Raw genomic sequence first — 19,587 nt, forward strand, 5'->3', positions numbered from 1 at the left:
TAGTATTAATTTGAAAACAATAATTGGTTTTAAATTAAATAGTATATATTTAATTTAAATTTACAAATCATTTTATAATGTACCTAAAAAAATGTTTTAGATTTATTGCCATCTTACTCTTTACCATAAACAACTTATTTTCTCAAAATACATTTGAAAACTATCAGTTTAGATTAATAAGTAATGAGACTTCAAAAAGTGGTATTTACACCATAACACAGGATAAATCCGGTAACATGTGGATTGGAACAAATGGTGCCGGTTTATATAAATTTGATGGTGTTAACTATGTCGCTTATGAGCAAAACTCCAACGTAAATAATTCTATTAACAGCAATTTAATTTATGTAGCTTACGTAGACACACGCAACCGATTGTGGATAGGGACAGATGAGGGATTATGTCTGTATAATCGAAATTTGAATACTTTTGAAAATATTGATATTCAAAAGAAAATTAGAAAAGAAAACGTAATCTCTGTAAAAAGTATTATTGAGGACAATAAAGGCAATCTTTTTTTAGGAACTTTTAATGGCGGATTACTGAAATTAAATAGCTCGACAAAGGAAATAACTCCGGTAAAACTTGATGCTGCTAATCCGTCAAATTACCTTATCAATAGTTTAGTAAAAGATAAAAAAGGCACTATTTATTTAGGTACTAATCTTGGCTTAAAGGTCGTTGATCCAATAAAAAATGAGGTTAAAAAGGTAAACATAGGCAAAGAGAATCAAACATTCTCAGGAAATATTGTATCTATGTTTGTGGATAGCAGGCAAAACTTATGGATCGGTAATGGCTACAAAGGTCTGGTTAAGGTAGATTTAAATTCTAAAGTTAAACACATTGTTTCTTACCCTATCACACAAAAAAGAATTATGTCGATACTGGCAACAGATGCTAAAACAATTCTTTGTGCAACAGAAAATGACGGACTCATTATTGTAAACGATCAGGGTTTGGTTCAAAAAAAATATGTAAACAGCAAGTTCAATATTCGCAGTTTAAGTTCAAATTCTGTTTGGTCTTTATTTCTGGATAAAGAGCGTAGAATTTGGCTTGGTTATTACAATAAGGGCTTAGGTGTTTTTGACAGAATAAACAGCAAGGTAAATATTATAGAAAGTCTACCTGGGAATTCCCAATCCTTACAAACCAATTGTGTTACCGATATTGCCAAGGATAATGACGGACAGTTATGGATTTCTATGGAAGGTGGAGGAGTTGATCTTTACAATCCTAAAACCAAAAATTTTAAGCATATAACCAAATCTGATAATAGCTTTTATTCCGGCTTAACCAATGATAACATTACAAATGTATTTATTGACAAAAAACAGAACATTTGGTTATCCAGCTGGAATGAGGGGATTTTTCTTTTAAAGAAAGGAAGCAGGAACTTTATTAATTACAATACAAAAAATACTAATCTGGCCTCGGATAATATTATGAGTATTGCTGAAGATTCAAGAGGTGTCGTTTGGATAGGAACCTTTGCAAAGGGTTTGCATTATTATTCACCTTCAGATGGGAAATTTCACCATTGCAATTCCAAACCATTTTATAAAAATGGCTTAGTGAATTTAGACATCAGAAATGTGATGGTTGATTCTGATGACAATGTTTGGGTTGGTTCAACAACAGGTTTGTACAGAGTTAAAACAAATGATTTTGTTGCCTTTTCAGTCAGTTCCTTACGAGATAAAATGTCTGAAAAGTTTAGAAATCATAAAAGCACGCATACTATTAATACTTTGTATGAGGCTAAAAACAAAGAAATCTGGATTGGCACTGATGGTGCCGGATTGTTTAGCTACAATAAAAAAACAGATTCACTGAAATGGCATATAAATTTTCCCGGCCTTCATGAAAAGTCAATCTCGTCGATTGTAGAATCTAATGATGGCGGTATTTGGGTAAGTGGAAAGAAAGGAATTACCAGACTGAATTTAAAAAACAAGACTACCGTTAATTACTCAACATATGATGGCCTGCTTGGAAATGATTTTAATAACAATTCTGTCCTGAAAGATGAAGATGGATTGCTTTATTTTGGAAGCTACGAAGGCTTGAACTACTTTGACCCTACAAGTTTAGTTAAAAGTAAAAAACAGCTTCCGATTTACTTTACCGACCTAAAACTTTTTAATAAATCAGTAGGGCCGCTTGAAAAAAACTCACCCTTAATAAAAGTAATATCCCAAACAAAAAAAATAATCCTTAAACATGATCAGTCTGTATTTACAATTGATTTTATTGCGGTTAATTATTCTTTTCCTGCCAGAAATGAATTTGCTTATTATTTAGAAGGTTTTGAGGATTCATGGAATTATGTTGGCAGTAAACGCTCTGCAACTTATACTAACTTAGCCCCAGGCAATTATGTTTTCAAGGTTAAAGCGTCCGAAAAAAATGGAGCATGGAGCCAGAAACCATTAGAACTAAAAATTGAAATTTTACCGCCCTGGTGGAAAACATCTTTTGCTTATCTGTTCTATTCTTTATTGCTTTTTGCAGCAGTTCATTTTACCAATCAATACTATCAAAATCGTTTTAAACAAAAACAACTGATAGAATTTGAACAGAAAAAAGCAATTCAGATTGAAAAATTAAATAATAAAAAATTACAATTCTTTACCAATATCTCTCATGAGTTTCGAACTCCCCTTACTTTGATTTTAAACCCATTAGGGGATATCATCAGGAATTACAGTTCAGAGCTGCCAGAGAGTGTATTGAGAAAACTACAGACAATTCAAAAAAGTTCCGACAGACTTTCAAGACTGATTAATGAGCTGATGGATTTCAACCAGCTGCAGTTCAATAAAATGACCCTGCAATTGCAATTAATCGAGGTGGTAAGTTTTACAAGGGAAATTGTCAGTTATTTTGAGCAAGAGGCATCCAGCCGTGGAATTCAGCTGGAATTCCAATCCAACAAAACAGCATTAAAAGATTGGATAGACCCTAAAATGTTCGAAAAAATTATTTTTAATGTGATTTCAAATGCTTTCAAGGTTACTCCTGATAATGGCAAAATAATGGTGAAAATAGTAGTCAATCAGGAATTGTTTCATTTTCCTTTGATAGGTCAAACAAACACTTATCCTTCTTTTGAGGTTATAATTCAAGACACAGGTTCAGGACTTGATAAGAAAGATATTAAGCGAATATTTGACCGTTTCTACCAAGTAAATAACTTAAATAAAGCTTATTATGGAAGTACAGGGATAGGATTAGAAGTGGTTCGTGGATTTGTAGAATTACATAAAGGAATAATCGAAGTAGAAAGCGAACTGGGAGTTGGCACCACTTTTAAGTTACTATTCCCTATTGGAAAAGAGTTCTTTAATGAAAGTGAAATACTGCTTGAGGAATTTAAAAAAGAAAAAAAAGTAAGTTTCACGCCAATAGTTGAAGCAGGCATTCAATCACAAGATGATGAGCAAAAACCGGATCGGATTCATACCATTCTCATTGTTGAAGACAATGTCGAACTGCGGAATTATTTAAAAAACGAACTCAAAAAAGAGTATAAGGTTCTGGTAGCTGAGAATGGCCAGGCTGGTTTGGAATTGGCCCTGCAGAAATTGCCTGATTTGATCCTAACAGATGTAATTATGCCAGTTATGAGTGGTTTGGAGTTGTGTAAAAACATTAAGGCAGATTTAAAAACAAGCCATATTCCGCTGATGATGCTCTCTGCAAAGGCACTAGTCAAAGAAAGACTGGAAGGTATTGATTCTGGTGCGGATATGTATTTGAGTAAACCCTTTGATATGGATATTTTAAGGTCCAGCTTAGTACAATTGATTAACAGCAGGCAAATTATGTTTAATAAATTCTATAACGGAATTACCCCAAAAGCAAAAGAAAAAACAACCACTCTGGATAATGAATTTATAAAAAACACCCTGAATTATATTAATGAAAACATTAGTCAGCCTGAGTTAAGTGTTGAAGTTTTGGCTTCGAAGGTGTTTTTGAGCAGAAGCCAATTGTATCGAAAAATTAAAACGCTGACTGGTGTATCAGTAAATGAATTTATACGTAATGTTCGTTTAGAAAAGGCCAAAGAACTAATAGAGCTTGGTAATGACAATATAACCGAAATCAGTTTTAAGGTTGGTTTTAGCTCTCCTTCCTATTTTACAAAATGCTATAAAGAAAAATACGGATATCTGCCTACACATAACAACAAACAATAAGCTTTTTTAAAGTATTAATTAAGACGGTTTATACCGTCTTTTTTTGTGTCAAAATCAAATTTTGTCTGATTTTTTCCTAAAATTTTAAGTTGAATAAAATTTAATATTGTCATTTTAATTTAAAACGACAACTTAAAATTAAAAGTATTTTTTGCTTTTTCTTCTTACATTTTATTTTTAAGAATTATTAAATATGGATAAATAGTCTTTTATTTTTTTGCTATCCAAAAAAATAAAGAATAATTATTGATAATACCCTATTTACATTTCCTTTAAAACAAGCATAAAACGCTGTATATATTATTTTTACACGTATAATGCTACAAATTTGATAGTTTTTGCATCATTTGTAGTATGTGAAATTTATGTTAAGACTCTATTTTTGGATTAACAATATTAAAATTAACTAAAAACATTATTAACAACTTTAAAACAATTTATAAGCATGAAATGAAAACAATTTATTTATTGAGTATCTCTTTTTTAAATCAAAAATTAAACAGTAAAATATGATTTGAGAAATCTAAATTAAGAAGAACTTATTATTTAGTGACTTTCGAAATTTAAGAGTATAAATAAACTATAGTCAATATTAATAAATAACAACTTTACATCCAGACAATTATTTAACTAAACAAAAAACCAATTAACTATGATGTTAAAAATAAAATTTGCAATAATCGCATTGCTAATAGTTAGCACTCAAAATGTGATGGCACAATCAAAGACCATACAAGGTGTGGTTACGGATCCTTCAGGAGTTCCCTTGCCTGGCGCCAGTATTAATGTACAAGGCTCAAAAAATAGCGCATCAACAGATTTTGATGGTAAATACTCTTTACAAGGAGTAAATGATACAGACAAAATAACATATTCATTTGTAGGTCTAACTTCACAAACAATTACCGTTGGTAATCAGAGTGTCATTAATATTAAACTAGCCGAATCCACACAAACCTTAAATGAAGTTGTAATAGCTTACGGTACACAAAAAAGAACTAAAGTAACCGGAGCAATTTCAACAGTAAGTTCAAAAGATATAGTAGCAGTGCCTATTACCAACGCTGAGTCTGCCTTACAAGGTAGAGCAGCGGGTGTTACAGTTATCAATGGTGCACCTGGTTCGAGCCCAACAGTTCAAATTCGTGGTATAGCTACAATGAATAATGATACTCCATTATATGTAGTTGATGGAGTTTTGGTGGGTAATTTATCAGGATTAAATCCAAGTGATATTGAATCCATGTCTGTTCTAAAAGATGCTTCCACAACTGCTTTATATGGTTCAAAAGCTTTTAATGGAGTAATTATGGTAACTACCAAAAAAGGAAAAAAAGGTCCTGGTCAGCTGAATTTTAGTTCTTATGTAGGTTTTCAAACGGTTACTAAGCGATATGATGTTCTAAATACGCAACAATATCTTAAGTATGCTAAAGATGCTTTTAACCAGGATTTAACGGCAAGAGCTGCTCAATTTGGTAATGTAAATACAAATTGGCAGGACGAAATTTTTCAGACTGGTTTGATGCAGGATTACAATTTGAGTTTCTCAAATGGTACGGAAAATTCAACAAGCCGTTATTCTGCAGGATATTTAAAGCAAGAAGGATCTATTATTGGAACGGGTTTCGAACGTTATTCTTTCAGGTCAAATAACACCCAAAACATTGGTAAATTGACTATCGGAAGCAGTATTGGAATATCCTTTAACAAAACAAATCCAGAGCGTGCTTCAGGAGGTAGAACATTATTAGAACACGCAATCAAAATGGCTCCCTATATCCCTGTTCACAATGCTAATAACTTAGGCGGATACGAAGGTGTAATTAAAGATATCGACGGCACAAATGATGCAGAAAACCCTGTACGTGTTGCAAATAATGGATATCAGGAGATCAATGGAACTTCTTTAATAGGAAATATATTTGCAGAATTGGAACTTTACAAAGGCTTGAAGTTTAGATCACAAGTTTCTTTAGATTATTATCAAAATAGAGACCATACATTTGTACCAGGTTTCTTTGAAGGTACAAACTTTCAAAATTATTCTTCAACTGCAGAAATTAACTCTCAAGGCCAAACCATTGTTTTTGATAATAGTTTAACATATAAAACTACTATTGCAGAGAAACATAATATTGAAGTTTTAGGTGTTATAACTAAAATTGAGAATAAAAGCCGTAATGTTACTGGTGGTAGCCGCAATTATATTTCCAATGACATTGATCAGTTAAGTATTACCGATCCAACTTTAACTTCGGCTAATTATGAGACAAATAATTTAGGCTATGTTGCCCGTATTAACTATGATTATAACGAAAAGTATTTATTTGCTGTTTCCGGACGTCGAGATGGTTCATCACGTTTTGGAGCTAATAAACGTTTTGGTAATTTCTATTCTGTTGCTTTAGGTTGGAATATAGCAAAAGAAAGTTTTATGGCAGGTTCTGTTTTCAGTACACTGAAGCTTAGAGGAACTATTGGTACAACGGGTAATGATAAAATTGAGGATTACAGATATGCTTCCGCATTAAATACAAATTATACATATCCATTTAATGGTCAGGCAGGTTTAGGTACTACTTCTGGAAGTGCTCCTAATCCAGATTTAAAATGGGAGTCCAAAAATGACAGAAATATAGGTTTAGATTTTGGATTATTTGATGAAAAATTTACGGGATCTATCGAATATTTTAACAATAAAAGTAGTGATATCCTTTTTGCTGTACCACTTGCTACTTCTACTGGTGCTCCGGGAGGAACTCAAATACAAAATATTGCCGATGTAAAAGTAACCGGTTTTGAAGTCTCATTAGGTTACAATGACAGACAAGGTGATTTTACCTGGTCTGCAGTAGCTAATCTGGGGACTAGTAAAAATGAAGTAACGGCTTTAGCTCCAGGTGTTACAAGTGTTTTAGGCGGACCTGTACCTCGTGCTGGTTTAGAGAATTTTTCAAGATTAGAAGTTGGTAAACCATTATTTTATTTTTATGGTTATGAAACCAACGGAATTTATCAAAACCAGGCAGAAGTTGCTGCTGCTCTTGGTAGCACTCAGACTGCTGTTCAACCAGGTGATATTCGATTTGTTGATCGTAATGGTGATCAGGTAATTAACTCAAGCGATAAAACAGATATTGGAAATCCATATCCAGATTTCACATACGGTTTGAATCTTACTGCTGGTTATAAAAATTTTGATTTCAACTGTTTTATATCAGGAGTTCAGGGTAATGATATTTTTAATGCAAATAAATTTGACTTAGAGAGTATGGATCGTCTGTTTGGAGCAAGTACTGATGTTATGGGGCGATCAATAATTACAGGCGGTATTCCTAATAGTAGTGGAGGTCCTGGAGCTCTTACAGGTGGTGTTGTTTCAAATCCATCAGCAACACTTCCAAAAGCTGTTGGTGTAAGTCAAAATGCAGGGTCTTCAAGTACGAGATACATTGAAGATGGTTCCTATACACGATTAAAAAACGTGACTATAGGATATACATTCTCCGGAGATGCATTTAGTAAGTATTTTTCAAAAGTACGATTTTATCTAAGTGGACAAAATTTAGTTACTATTACGAATTATTCTGGTTTAGATCCTGAAATAACACGTACAGATGGTAATGCAAATTCTGCTGGAATAGATTTAGGAAGATATCCACAACCTAAATCAGTAATTTTTGGTTTTGATGTTTCATTTTAATATTAAAATAATGAGAAAAATAAAATATACAGTTGTAGTATTGTCTGCAATTTTTACAATAAATTCATGTGACACTAAGGATTTAGAATTATCTAATCCAAATGCCTTACTACCTGAAACTTTCTTTAAAACAGAAGGCCAGATACAGTCATCTGTAAATGCAGCCTATGCCAATTTGCAAACCAGAGGACTTTACGCAAGACATATTTTCTTTGCTTTAGATCTAATGTCTGGAGAAAACCAAGGAAATGGTGGGTTAGAAGGTAATAAAAAACCTTTTGGGAATTTTAGTTTTGATGCAAGTAGTGATATTATTCAGTACTATTGGGATACCTGTTTTTTAGGAATATCGAAAGCCAATTTTGTGTTGGATAATGAAGAAAAGATTAATGCTTTACAAACTTCAATTATATCTGAAGAAAAAAAGAAAAAATTTTTAGCGGAAGCTCATTTTTTGAGAGCCTATTATTATTTTCTACTACTGCCACGTTTTGGTGATTTACCAATTTATACAGAACAGACTATTGTTGGTAAGGCCAGAAGTCCCAAAGCTGAAGTTTATAAATTGATAGAAGAGGATTTTGACTTTGCTTCAAAAAACTTATTAAGTAAAGACGTTGAACAAAAAGGAAGAGCTACTAAAGAGGCTGCCTTTGCTTATTTAGGAAAAGTACTTCTGTATCAAAAGAAATATGATGAAGCTTTAGCTGCTTTTAATAATGTTGCAGGATTTACATTAGAACCTAAAGGTCAATTTTATAATAATTTTATGGATGAAACAGAGCATGGTCCGGAATCCATTTTTGAGATTGAATATGATGAAACTTTAGGAGTAGGTGATAAATGGGGTAGTGACACTTCAGGTGAAGGGAAAGCTGAATCGACACTTAGAGGCCAGGAATATGGTAACTTAGATTGGTATAATGTCTGTCCAACGGATGATCTGTTAGATGAATATGAAGCTGGTGATCTTCGTTTCGGGGATACTTTTTATGTTCCAGGATCAAAATATAATAAAGGGGCAAATACTATGACGGCTGCAAATTTTGGTAATGGTACTAGAAGAGCAGGCTGGAAAAAATACCAAAATTACTATAAGAGAGTATCCGAATTACAACAATCGAGCATTAACTTTAAAGTTATGCGTTATTCAGATGTATTACTTATGAAAGCGGAATGTGAAAATCAAAGAACAGGAGGTTCACAAACAGCTGCTATAGCTTATATAAAAGAAGTTAGGGACAGAGCTGGTTTAATAACTAATATTCCAGCAACAAAGGATGATGTTTTTAAAGCCATTATTCACGAACGTAAGGTAGAATTAGCTGGAGAGCAAGTTCGTTTTGATGATCTTATAAGATGGGGTCTGGCAGGTACTGATCCGCTACTAAAAAGTAAAGGTTTTCAGGTTGGTAAAAGTGAATTATGGCCAATACCAAACAGAGAAACATCTTCTAATCCGAATATAAAACCAAGTGATAATAATCCTGGTTACTAAAAATTAAGTTAGTTTAGGTTGAGTTAGTATTTGAAAGCAGCGCATGTTAAGTGCGCTGTTTATTTACTTTCTACAGTTTATATAAAATAACTTAAGCCTATTTAAATAAAGTAATTAGTATACTGACAGTTTTATATGAAAAGAATTGCATCACTTTTTTTAATCGTAACATTGTTTTACAATGTTTTAGGATTTTATATCATGTTTGCTGAACAACAACAGCAAGTGTGGGTGAATGCTATGGAAAAAACTGACAACGCAAATTTTGAAATAATTGAAATTAAAATTAACCCCTATGCTTATGTTGTAGATTCTGGCTTTGAAGAAGTTAATGAAGACTTAGTAATCGAAAATAAGACCTACCATGTTTTTAAGAAAAGAATCCTAAACAATGTTTTAAAATTATATTGCCTAAAGAACTCTCACCGAGAGGTTTTGAGTAATGATTTAAAAAAAATTGTCGACAGTCAAATATTTGATACCGACTCAAATAAAGAAAATCCAAGTAAAAAATTGATAAAATCCTTTATTCAGGATTACATTCCTAATGATACAATTAATTTAGTAAGTACTACAACTAAATTAGTTTTTCCTGTTACTTTAAATTCATACAGTCCAAAAGAAGATCTTCTTTCCGGATATTTTACTACCAATTACCCTCCTCCAAATATGGTATAGTATTTCCTGGTGTTAAAATATAAATAGCCTTTTTAATCAATCATGCTCTTGCATTAAATCTTTAGTTTTTAACTTAAGACTGAATTGTTTATTTAAGATTTTGACATACAACACTCAATTAATTCTAATTGAAAGAAAACTATCAAAAAACCATATAAAACCACCAAAATGAAAATTCATAAATTACTATTTAAAGTACTATTATTTGGTACTTTAACTACATCCATATTTGCTCAAACCAAAGAGAGTAAAACTAAAATTAAAGAAACAACAGGAGAAAACAATATGGCCTATAAATGGTCAGAAATAGCAGTACTTGCCACTGGTAATGATACCGATAGATTTAAACCAAGACCAACAGTAACTTCTCGTTTTCTTGGATTGACATTTGTTGCTGTTTTTGATGCCTGGAGTCGTTATGATCAAAAAGCAATTCCTGTATATTTAAAAGATACAGAAAGAAGACCTAATAAAGAACAAACACTCAAAAATAAAGAGATTGCTATTAGTTATGCTGCCTATAATGCATTATGTGAATATTATTTTTCGGATAAAGATTTGTTTGTCGCTTTTATGGTCAAATTAGGCTTGGATCCTAATGATAAATCACTCGATCCTAAAACGCCTGTAGGAATAGGAAATTTAGCCGCAAAAGCTGTAATTGAAGCAAGAAAACATGATGGATCAAATCAATATGGAGAAGAAAATGGTTCGAATGGAACTCCCTATTTTAACTATGTAAACTATAATCCAGTCAATTCTCCAGATGAAATGATTGATGTAATTCATTGGCAGCCAAAATATTTTTCAGATGGAAAAGGCGGTAAGTTTGCGCCAGGCTGTGCCACTCCATTTTGGAACAAAGTAAAACCTGTAGGATTAAAATCTGGTGATCAGTTTCGCCCTATACCCCCACCTGCATTGGATTCAGAACAACTTAAAAATGAAGTTAAAGAACTACTTGATTTACAATATAATCTAACCAACGAACAAAAAGCATTGGTAGAATTTATGCGTGATGGTCCAAAATCAGTACAACAAGCCGGACATTGGTTAAAGTTTGCCCAGGATGTTTCCAGACGTGATAAGCATACTTTAGATCAGGATGTAAAAATGTTTTTCTATAATCAGGTAACTGCAATGGATTGTTTTATAGCGTGTTGGGATACAAAAATGTTTTATGATTTTGCCCGTCCTTATGCTTTAGTACATCATTATTATAAAGATCAGACTATAAAAGCCTGGGGGGGACCTGGTTTTGGAAATATAGAAATGAAAGGCCAAGATTGGAGACCTTACTCACCAGATATTTTTTTATGTCCCGCTTTTCCGGGTTATGTTTCCGGACATAGTACAATTAGTGGTGGTTGTGGTGAAGCATTAAAATTATGGACCGGAAGTGATACTTTTGGAGAATCTGCAATCTGTAGTACCCCAGGGTCAATGACAGAACCAAACAACATTGGAAAACCTGTTGTTCTAAAATTCCCAACCTTCACAGAAACAGCAAATATGGCGGGGATTTCCAGAGTAATGGGAGGCTATCATATCCAGGCAGATAATGTTGAAGGACTCAAGCTGGGCAGAAATGTGGCTCATGAAGTTTGGAAGTTTTATAATTTTCATATAGGAAACAAAAAATTCGATAAATAATAGCACGATTAACCAATCTAAAATGTTTTAATTATGAAAATTAAACAGTTAATATTGCTATCGATACTATCTATTTTGACACAGTCATGCGATTATTTTTCTAATCCTAATGACAAAATGGTTAACATTTTGGAGGCCAGGAATAGAATGTATAATGTTAGAAAAAATCCATTTGCTACAAACGCAGAGATCCTTTATTTTGATTCAATAATTAAAAATTCCTATGAGGGACATTTAAAATTATATAATGAAATAAATAAAGGAAATGCATTATTAAAACTCGGTAAAGAATCAGAAGCAGTCTCAATTATTGAAAGTGCAATCAAAAGACAAAAAGCAATTGATGGCAGAGATAACCCTCAGTCATTAATTTTTTTAGCAATTGCTTATATGAGACTGGCAGAAAAACAAAATTGCGTCAATTACCATAATCCGGAATCGTGTATTATTCCAATACAAAAAAGTGGAATTCATACTATACGTCAAGGTTCTCAAAAAGCAATTGAAATTTATAAAAAATTACTGGATATAAATCCTAATGATTATGAATCGAGATGGCTGCTGAATATTGCTTATATGACCATAGACGGATATCCCTTGAATGTTCCCAAACAGTGGCTGATACCTAATCTAAATAAAGATAATTCAGGATATACAATAAAACCTTTTATGGATGTTGCTGCAAATGTTGGCATAAAAACCAGGAATATGTCTGGTGGAGTTATTGTTGATGATTTCAACAATGATAATTATTTAGATATTGTGACCTCTGACTGGAGTCTGGATGGAGTCATGCATTATTATCAAAATGACCAAAAAGGGAAATATAGTGATTATTCCAAAGCATCTGAAATAGGGCGTTTCAAAGGAGGATTGAATATGATACAAGCTGATTATGACAATGATGGCGATACCGATATTTTTGTTTTGAGAGGTGCCTGGATGCGTAAATTCGGAAGACAGCCTAACTCGCTGTTACGTAACAATGGTGATGGATCTTTTACTGATGTAACTATTAAAAGTGGGTTGTATTCTGAATTTCCTACTCAGGCTGGTACGTGGAATGATTTTAACAATGACGGCTATTTAGACTTATTTATTGGTAACGAGTCATCACATGATGAATCCTACCCTTCTGAATTGTATTTGAATAATCAGGACGGAACATTTACCAATGTTGCCCATGCCGCTAAATGTGATATTGTCAGTTATATAAAAGGAGCAACATCAGCAGATTATGATAATGACGGCGATATTGATTTATTTCTTTCCGGAATGGATAAAAGGAAAATATTATTAAAAAATACAGGAATCAAAAATGGTATTCCACAATTTATAGATGCTACAGATCAGGCAGGTTTAGCAGGAATCAATGTAATGACTTTTCCAACATGGTTTTGGGATTATGATAATGATGGCTGGCAGGATATTTTTGTTTGTGGCTATCAATATGATGGTTCTATAGGAGGAGAATTTGCAATGGAAGCATTGAATATCCGTAATAATAGCAGCAAAATGTATTTGTATCACAATAATCATGATGGCACATTCTCAGATGTTTCTAAAGCATCAGGGCTAAATAAGACCGTATTTGCAATGGGTTCCAATTTTGGAGATATTGATAATGATGGTTTTTTGGACATGTACCTCGGAACAGGAAATCCAGATTATAAATCTCTAATTCCTAATAAATTATTTAGAAATATGGGTGACGGAAAATTTGCTGATGTTACTGTTTCCGGGCGGGTAGGGAATTTGCAAAAAGGTCATGGCGTAGCCCTGAATGATCTGGATAATGATGGAGATACAGATATTTTTATAGAAGTTGGAGGTGCTTATGCAGGAGATGCTTTCAGTAATTCCTTATACCTGAATCCTGGTCAAAACACTAATCGCTGGATAAAATTGCAATTAGAAGGTACAGACAGCAACCGTTCTGCTATTGGAACAAAAATAAAAGTCAGTTTCAGGGAAAATGGTGTTTCAAGATCTGTATACAGGATAGTAAATTCAGGTGGAAGTTTTGGGGCATCAGCCTTAAGAATGGAAATTGGAATTGGACAAGCGAGAATTATTGATCAAATTGAAATTACCTGGCAAAAAAACCAGAAGAAGCAAGTGTTTAAAAACATACAGCCAAATCAATACATTAAAATTACAGAGGGAGAAAAAAACTTTTCAAAAGTAAATATTAAAAAAACAGTTTTTCCAACTGCCGGAGCAAAATCCTCTATTTGTATTTGATACAGTAAATGGGAGTTTTAAACATTTAAGAGATAAATTTTATTATTATAAAAATGAAAAATACAAAAAAAATAAAAGTAGTTTTTTTTAGCCTGTTAAGCTTATTATTGCTTGTTAGCTGTTCTGATAGAGAATCAGATGAAGTTATATTTTCTTCTTTAGACCGTGCTGATACAGGAATTGATTTTAGCAATAATTTGACAGAAAATGATTCCCTGAATTACTTCACCTACAATTATATTTATTTGGGAGGAGGAGTTGCTACAGGTGATATTAATAATGATGGCCTGGTAGATATCTTCTTTACCGGAAATCAGGTATCAAATAAATTGTATTTAAACAAAGGGAATCTAAAATTTGAAGATATTACCAAAAAAGCAGGTGTTGGAGGCGATACGCGTTGGTACAATGGAGTAACTATGGCAGATGTAAACGGAGATGGTTTTTTAGATATTTATTGTAGTGTAAGCGGAAAGTTTGGTCCAAAAAACAATCAATTGTACATCAATAATGGTAATGGAACCTTTACAGAAAAAGCTAAAGAATACGGAATTGATGATATAGGAAATAGTGTTCAGGGCACCTTTTTTGATTATGATAAAGATGGTGATTTAGATTTATTTGTAGCCAACTACCCGCCTACAAAATTCAGCTCCGCAACCCGGGACTATGTACAGATGATGCTTCATGTCAAAGACAATGAAACAGGACATTTATACCGAAATGACGGCAATCATTTTGCTAATGTTACCGAAGAAGCAGGTGTAAAAGCTTATGGACTGTCATTAAGTGCAACAATTGGTGATTTAAACAATGACAGCTGGCCTGATATATATGTTTCAAATGATTTCAACTCACCCGATTTTATGTACATCAATAATCAGGATGGTACTTTTAAAGAAGTGGTAAAACAAGCAATGGCACATAACTCTTTCTACGGAATGGGTGTCGATATTTCTGATTTTAACAACGATGGAAATCTAGATGTTTTTCAGGTAGACATGGATGCTAAGGACAATCGCCGTAAAAAAGCGAATATGTCCAGTATGAATCCACAGCTTTTTTGGGACGTAGTTGATGCCGGTTTTAATTACCAATATATGCACAATTGCATGCAGCTCAACACAGGAGTAAATGAAAACGGAATTCCGCATTTTGGCAATGTATCCCGCATTACAGGAACCTCATCTACTGACTGGAGCTGGGGACCTTTATTTGCGGATTTTGATAATGACGGTAACAAAGATTTGTTTGTAAGTAACGGAACCCGAAGAGAAATTAATAATAATGATTTCTTTAATAAACTGGAAGCTTTAAATTTAAAACCAAAAGACTTACTTAAGAAAACGCAGGAAATTCCTTCTGAGAAAATTGATAATTTCATGTATCAAAATAAAGGAAATTTAAATTTTGAACAAGTAAATAAAAAATGGGGAATTGAATATAAAGGCTTTTCAAATGGTGTAGCCTATAGTGATTTAGATAACGATGGCGATTTAGATTTAGTAGTAAACAATATCGACGATTATGCCTCTGTTTTTGAAAATTCAAGTTCTAAAATCAATAATTACATCAAGGTAAATTTCAAAGGAAATTCAAAAAATACTTTTGGTTTGGGGAATCGTGTTTATATAAGGACAAAAAAAGGAACCCAAATGCAAGAGCTTACCCTAACAAGAGGATTTCAGTCATCAGTAGCTCCAGAATTGCATTTTGGTTTAGCAAAAGACAAAACAATCGACGAAGTAAAAGTAGTCTGGACTAATGGTAAGGTGCAAAAGTTATACAATGTTAAAGCGAACCAAACCTTAAACTTCAAAGAGCAGGATGCCACAGAAGAAACAGCATCGAAAACAATTGCTAAAAATGCTCTTTTTACAACAGAAAATGGAGTTTTTCCAGCTTTCAAACACGAAGAAAACAAATATGATGATTTTAAAGATCAAGTTTTGCTGCCTCATAAAATGTCTACTTTTGGACCTTGTATTATTGTAGGTGACCTAAATAAAGATGGGCTTGATGATTATTTTATTGGAGGTTCTTCTGGCTATACAGGAAAAATATTTTTACAAACTGCAAAAGGTTTTACAGAAAAAAATATTCAGGCGTTTGAGGAAGATAAATTTAGTGAAGATGCAGGGGCATCGATTTTTGACGCTGATAATGACGGCGATAATGACTTATACGTAGTGAGCGGTGGTTATGAATTTTTGATTAAAGATCCAAAATTACAAGACAGATTATACCTCAATAATGGAAAAGGAGATTTTACCAAAGCACCAAAAGGAGTTTTGCCAACAATGCTAACGAGTGGCTCAAAAGTATATCCAATTGACTATGATAAAGATGGAAAAAAAGATCTTTTGGTATTAGGAAGACAGGTTCCAGGACAATATCCTTCACCTGCCACGACTTATTTGTTGCGTAATATTAGTACTGCAGCTCAACCCAAATTTGAAATTTCTAAAAAGTCACCCAAAGAATTTATTAATTTAGGAATGTCTACAAGTGCTGTAATTACCGATTTTAATAATGATAAATTAGATGATATTATTGTCGTGGGCGAATGGATGCCAATACGTGTTTTTCAAAATACCAAATCAGGTTTCAAAGAAGTTACAAAAAACATGGGTCTTACTGATGATACTACCGGTTGGTGGTGGAGCATTCAGCAAGGCGATTTTGACAAGGATGGTGACATGGATTATATTGTTGGAAATAATGGTTTGAATTATAAATATCAGGCAACTCCAAATGAAACCTTTGATATTTTTGTAAAAGATTTTGATAATGACAAACACAAAGATATTGTGTTAAGTTACTATAATGATGGTAAGCAATATCCAGTACGTGGTCGTGGCTGTTCCTCTCAACAAATCCCAAATATCAAAAAGAAATTCAAGGACTACGAAAGTTTTTCACAAGCTACTTTGGTCGATGTATACACAGAAAAATCACTTAAAGAAGCCTTGCATTATAAAGTAAAATCTTTTGCAAGTATCTATCTGGAAAACAGAAATGGAAAATTTGTCATCCATAAACTACCTATTCAGGCACAAATTAGCTGTATCAATCAAATAGCCGTTGATGACTACGATAAGGATGGAAACCTTGATGCTTTAATTACAGGGAATATGTTTAATTCTGAAGTGGAAACACCAAGAAATGATGCCGGTCATGGTTTGTTTTTAAAAGGAAATGGTAAAGGTGCGTTCCTACCTGTCTCAGCAGTTAAAAGCGGATTCTTTACTCCCGGAGATGTTAAAAACATGGAAAAAATTAAAGTAAAAGACAAAAATTACTTTCTCGTAACCAATAACAATTCGTTTTTGCAAAGTATCAGAATTAATTAGGCTTCCTACAGACAGCTGTGATAGTTATTGTCTAGGACAAAATTGATTTGCTGATTTCATGTGAAATGGAATTTTAACTTTCAGATGTTAAGTTAATACAGTACTTACAAGATCAAAAAAGATCTTGTAAGGAATTGTTTTTAGATACTATAAATTAGTAATTCAATATTTGAAGACCCAGACTGTTTGAACAGGCAATTTTGAAATAATTCAAAAAACTATTTCAATTTAACCAAGAACCTTGTTTATAATATTCCATGTTTTTTCTAAAATTTTACCTGCGATATTATCTGCCATAATTTTTCTTTTGGAAATATGACCAATCAGGACTAATTCATTTAATGAATAGTAGTCTTTATAAACATTGGGCAATTTTATTGTAATGATTTTGTATAAACAAAATAAGACATCAATATTTTTTATGCTCATTAAAACAACTAAAATCATGAAAAAAATACCATCATTATATACTTCATTTATTTTTACAGCATTTATTTTAATCACTTTTCAAACAGAAAAAACCATTGCTCAGGGTTGTGTTGCCGTTCGGCAAATGGGTGGACTTTTTATGAATTCTGCCAGTTCTTATAATTTAGACAAAGGAGAATTTCAGGTAGGGGCAAATTACCGTTATTTTCATTCCTGGAGACACTTTGTTGGTAAGGAAGAACAATTAGAACGCCAGACTACAGGCGGTGGTCATGACGAAAATGGTGTGGAGAGAGGCAATGCCGTAAACATTTATTCACATGCGGTAGATTTTAATTTTTCATACGGAATAACCAACAGAATCCAGATCAATGCCACTTTGCCTTATGTAAATAATGAACGTTCTCAGGTTTTAAGGCAAGCAACTCCTGTAAAAGATACTCTTCGATACAGTGTTTACGCACAAGGTTTTGCAGATGCAAGACTAAGTGTTAACTACTGGTTTTTTGACCCAAAAACGGCTCATAAAGGCAATTTAATGCTAGGATTAGGAGTAAAATTAAACACTGGCAGCCATGATAAAATGGATGATGCACCACAAACAGATGGAACAACAAAAAGTGTGATAATGGATCAGGCTATTCAGCCAGGAGATGGCGGTGTTGGAATTTCAGTAGAGGCACAAATATTCAGGCAGTTAACGGGACGTTTGTACGGATTTGCAAACGGATATTATTTATTTAACCCTAAAGAATCAAATGGCACATTTAAATCGGCTCCAAAAGCAGGTTTAGAGGGTTATGAAATTTATGCCTGCCCAGACCAATATTTTGCAAGGGCCGGTGTATCTGCAGCAATAGACAAAAAAGAAAATTTTAATGTCTCGCTGGCCGGAAGAATTGAAGGCATCCCTGCTTATGATGCTTTTGGAGGACAGGTAGCTTATCGTCGCCCTGGATATGTTATAGCGATAGAATATGGTTTTTCTTATCATGTAGGAAAACATAATTTCAGCTTATTTATTCCCTATAATATCGTAAAAAACCGTATCCAGAGTGCTGCCGATATCGCCAGTCAGGATTTACAAAATTCTGTTATTACCGATCCAGCCAAAAAAGTTCATGTCCAAGGGGATGCTGCTTTCGCAGATTATTCTATCAATTTAGGATATTCTTACCGATTTACTTTAGGTAAAAAGATGAAAGTAACCATGCCATAATAACATATAGAAATGAAAACTACTTTTAAATTTTTCTATTTCTTATTAAGTAATAAAATAGGAACGCATGGTGTCAGCTTAATGCGCATTGCATTAGCGATAATTTACATTTGGTTTGGAATTCTGAAAATCTTCGGAGTCAGCCCGGCGGGCGATTTAGTAGAAAAAACCGTTTTTTGGTTTAAACCAGAATTTTTTATCCCAATACTTGGAGTTTGTGAAGTCTTTATTGGATTAGGGTTACTTGTTAGGAAATGGATTCCGGAAACAATTCTGCTGCTTTTATTGCACATGATAGCAACCCTCACTCCTATTTTTATGCTGCAATCCAGCTGTTTTGAGATCTTCCCTTACGAACCTACGCTGGCGGGTCAATACATTATTAAAAATCTTGTTTTGGTTGCGGGTGCACTTGTTATCTCCGGAAAATATAATGAGGATTATTATGCAGCAATGAATTTGGAAAAAGAGCAGGACAAATTCGGAGTAACTACGCAATCAGGTAATCATCAAATTTTAAACAAATAATGGGATGTTTCCAGAAAGTGTTGAGCATAGCTGCTACAATAAAAATACTGACTAACTACTGCCTAATTTAA

9 protein-coding genes are annotated in these 19,587 nt (G+C 33.2%); all 9 read left to right on the forward strand.

The annotated features are described in order from the left end of the window. Nucleotides 1–77 precede the first annotated feature (77 nt). The 9 genes from FLACHUCJ7_RS01785 to FLACHUCJ7_RS01825 all read left to right on the forward strand — a co-directional run bounded on the left by FLACHUCJ7_RS01785 (nt 78) and on the right by FLACHUCJ7_RS01825 (nt 19,516). The gene (locus FLACHUCJ7_RS01785) at nt 78–4,208 is read left to right on the forward strand and encodes a hybrid sensor histidine kinase/response regulator transcription factor (RefSeq protein WP_180907719.1); all 4,131 of its coding nucleotides are present in this window, start codon (nt 78–80) and stop codon (nt 4,206–4,208) included. A gap of 652 nt (nt 4,209–4,860) precedes the next feature. Continuing rightward, nucleotides 4,861–7,914, forward strand: a complete 3,054-nt coding sequence (locus FLACHUCJ7_RS01790; RefSeq protein ID WP_180907720.1) for a SusC/RagA family TonB-linked outer membrane protein — start codon at nt 4,861–4,863, stop codon at nt 7,912–7,914. Nucleotides 7,915–7,924: 10 nt separating this feature from the next. Continuing rightward, on the forward strand, nt 7,925–9,412 hold the full coding sequence (locus tag FLACHUCJ7_RS01795) for a RagB/SusD family nutrient uptake outer membrane protein (RefSeq protein WP_180907721.1): 1,488 nt from the start codon (nt 7,925–7,927) through the stop codon (nt 9,410–9,412). Between the two features lie 135 nt (nt 9,413–9,547). Then, nucleotides 9,548–10,090, forward strand: coding sequence for a hypothetical protein (locus FLACHUCJ7_RS01800; protein WP_078227651.1), 543 nt, complete (start codon nt 9,548–9,550; stop codon nt 10,088–10,090). Between the two features lie 168 nt (nt 10,091–10,258). Continuing rightward, complete coding sequence (locus tag FLACHUCJ7_RS01805; protein ID WP_180907722.1) at nt 10,259–11,743, forward strand: vanadium-dependent haloperoxidase; 1,485 nt, start codon at nt 10,259–10,261, stop codon at nt 11,741–11,743. A gap of 33 nt (nt 11,744–11,776) precedes the next feature. Further along, on the forward strand, nt 11,777–13,987 hold the full coding sequence (locus FLACHUCJ7_RS01810; protein ID WP_180907723.1) for an FG-GAP-like repeat-containing protein: 2,211 nt from the start codon (nt 11,777–11,779) through the stop codon (nt 13,985–13,987). A gap of 53 nt (nt 13,988–14,040) precedes the next feature. Next, complete coding sequence (locus tag FLACHUCJ7_RS01815) at nt 14,041–17,340, forward strand: VCBS repeat-containing protein (protein WP_180907724.1); 3,300 nt, start codon at nt 14,041–14,043, stop codon at nt 17,338–17,340. A 445-nt stretch (nt 17,341–17,785) separates the two neighbouring features. Beyond that, nucleotides 17,786–18,988: a hypothetical protein gene (locus tag FLACHUCJ7_RS01820; protein WP_180907725.1), complete on the forward strand. Its 1,203-nt coding sequence runs from the start codon at nt 17,786–17,788 to the stop codon at nt 18,986–18,988. A gap of 12 nt (nt 18,989–19,000) precedes the next feature. Further along, complete coding sequence (locus tag FLACHUCJ7_RS01825) at nt 19,001–19,516, forward strand: hypothetical protein (protein WP_180907726.1); 516 nt, start codon at nt 19,001–19,003, stop codon at nt 19,514–19,516. The last annotated feature ends 71 nt before the right edge of the window (nt 19,517–19,587 follow it).

It is taken from the genome of Flavobacterium salmonis (assembly GCF_903819435.1).
Lineage (GTDB): Bacteria > Bacteroidota > Bacteroidia > Flavobacteriales > Flavobacteriaceae > Flavobacterium > Flavobacterium chungangense.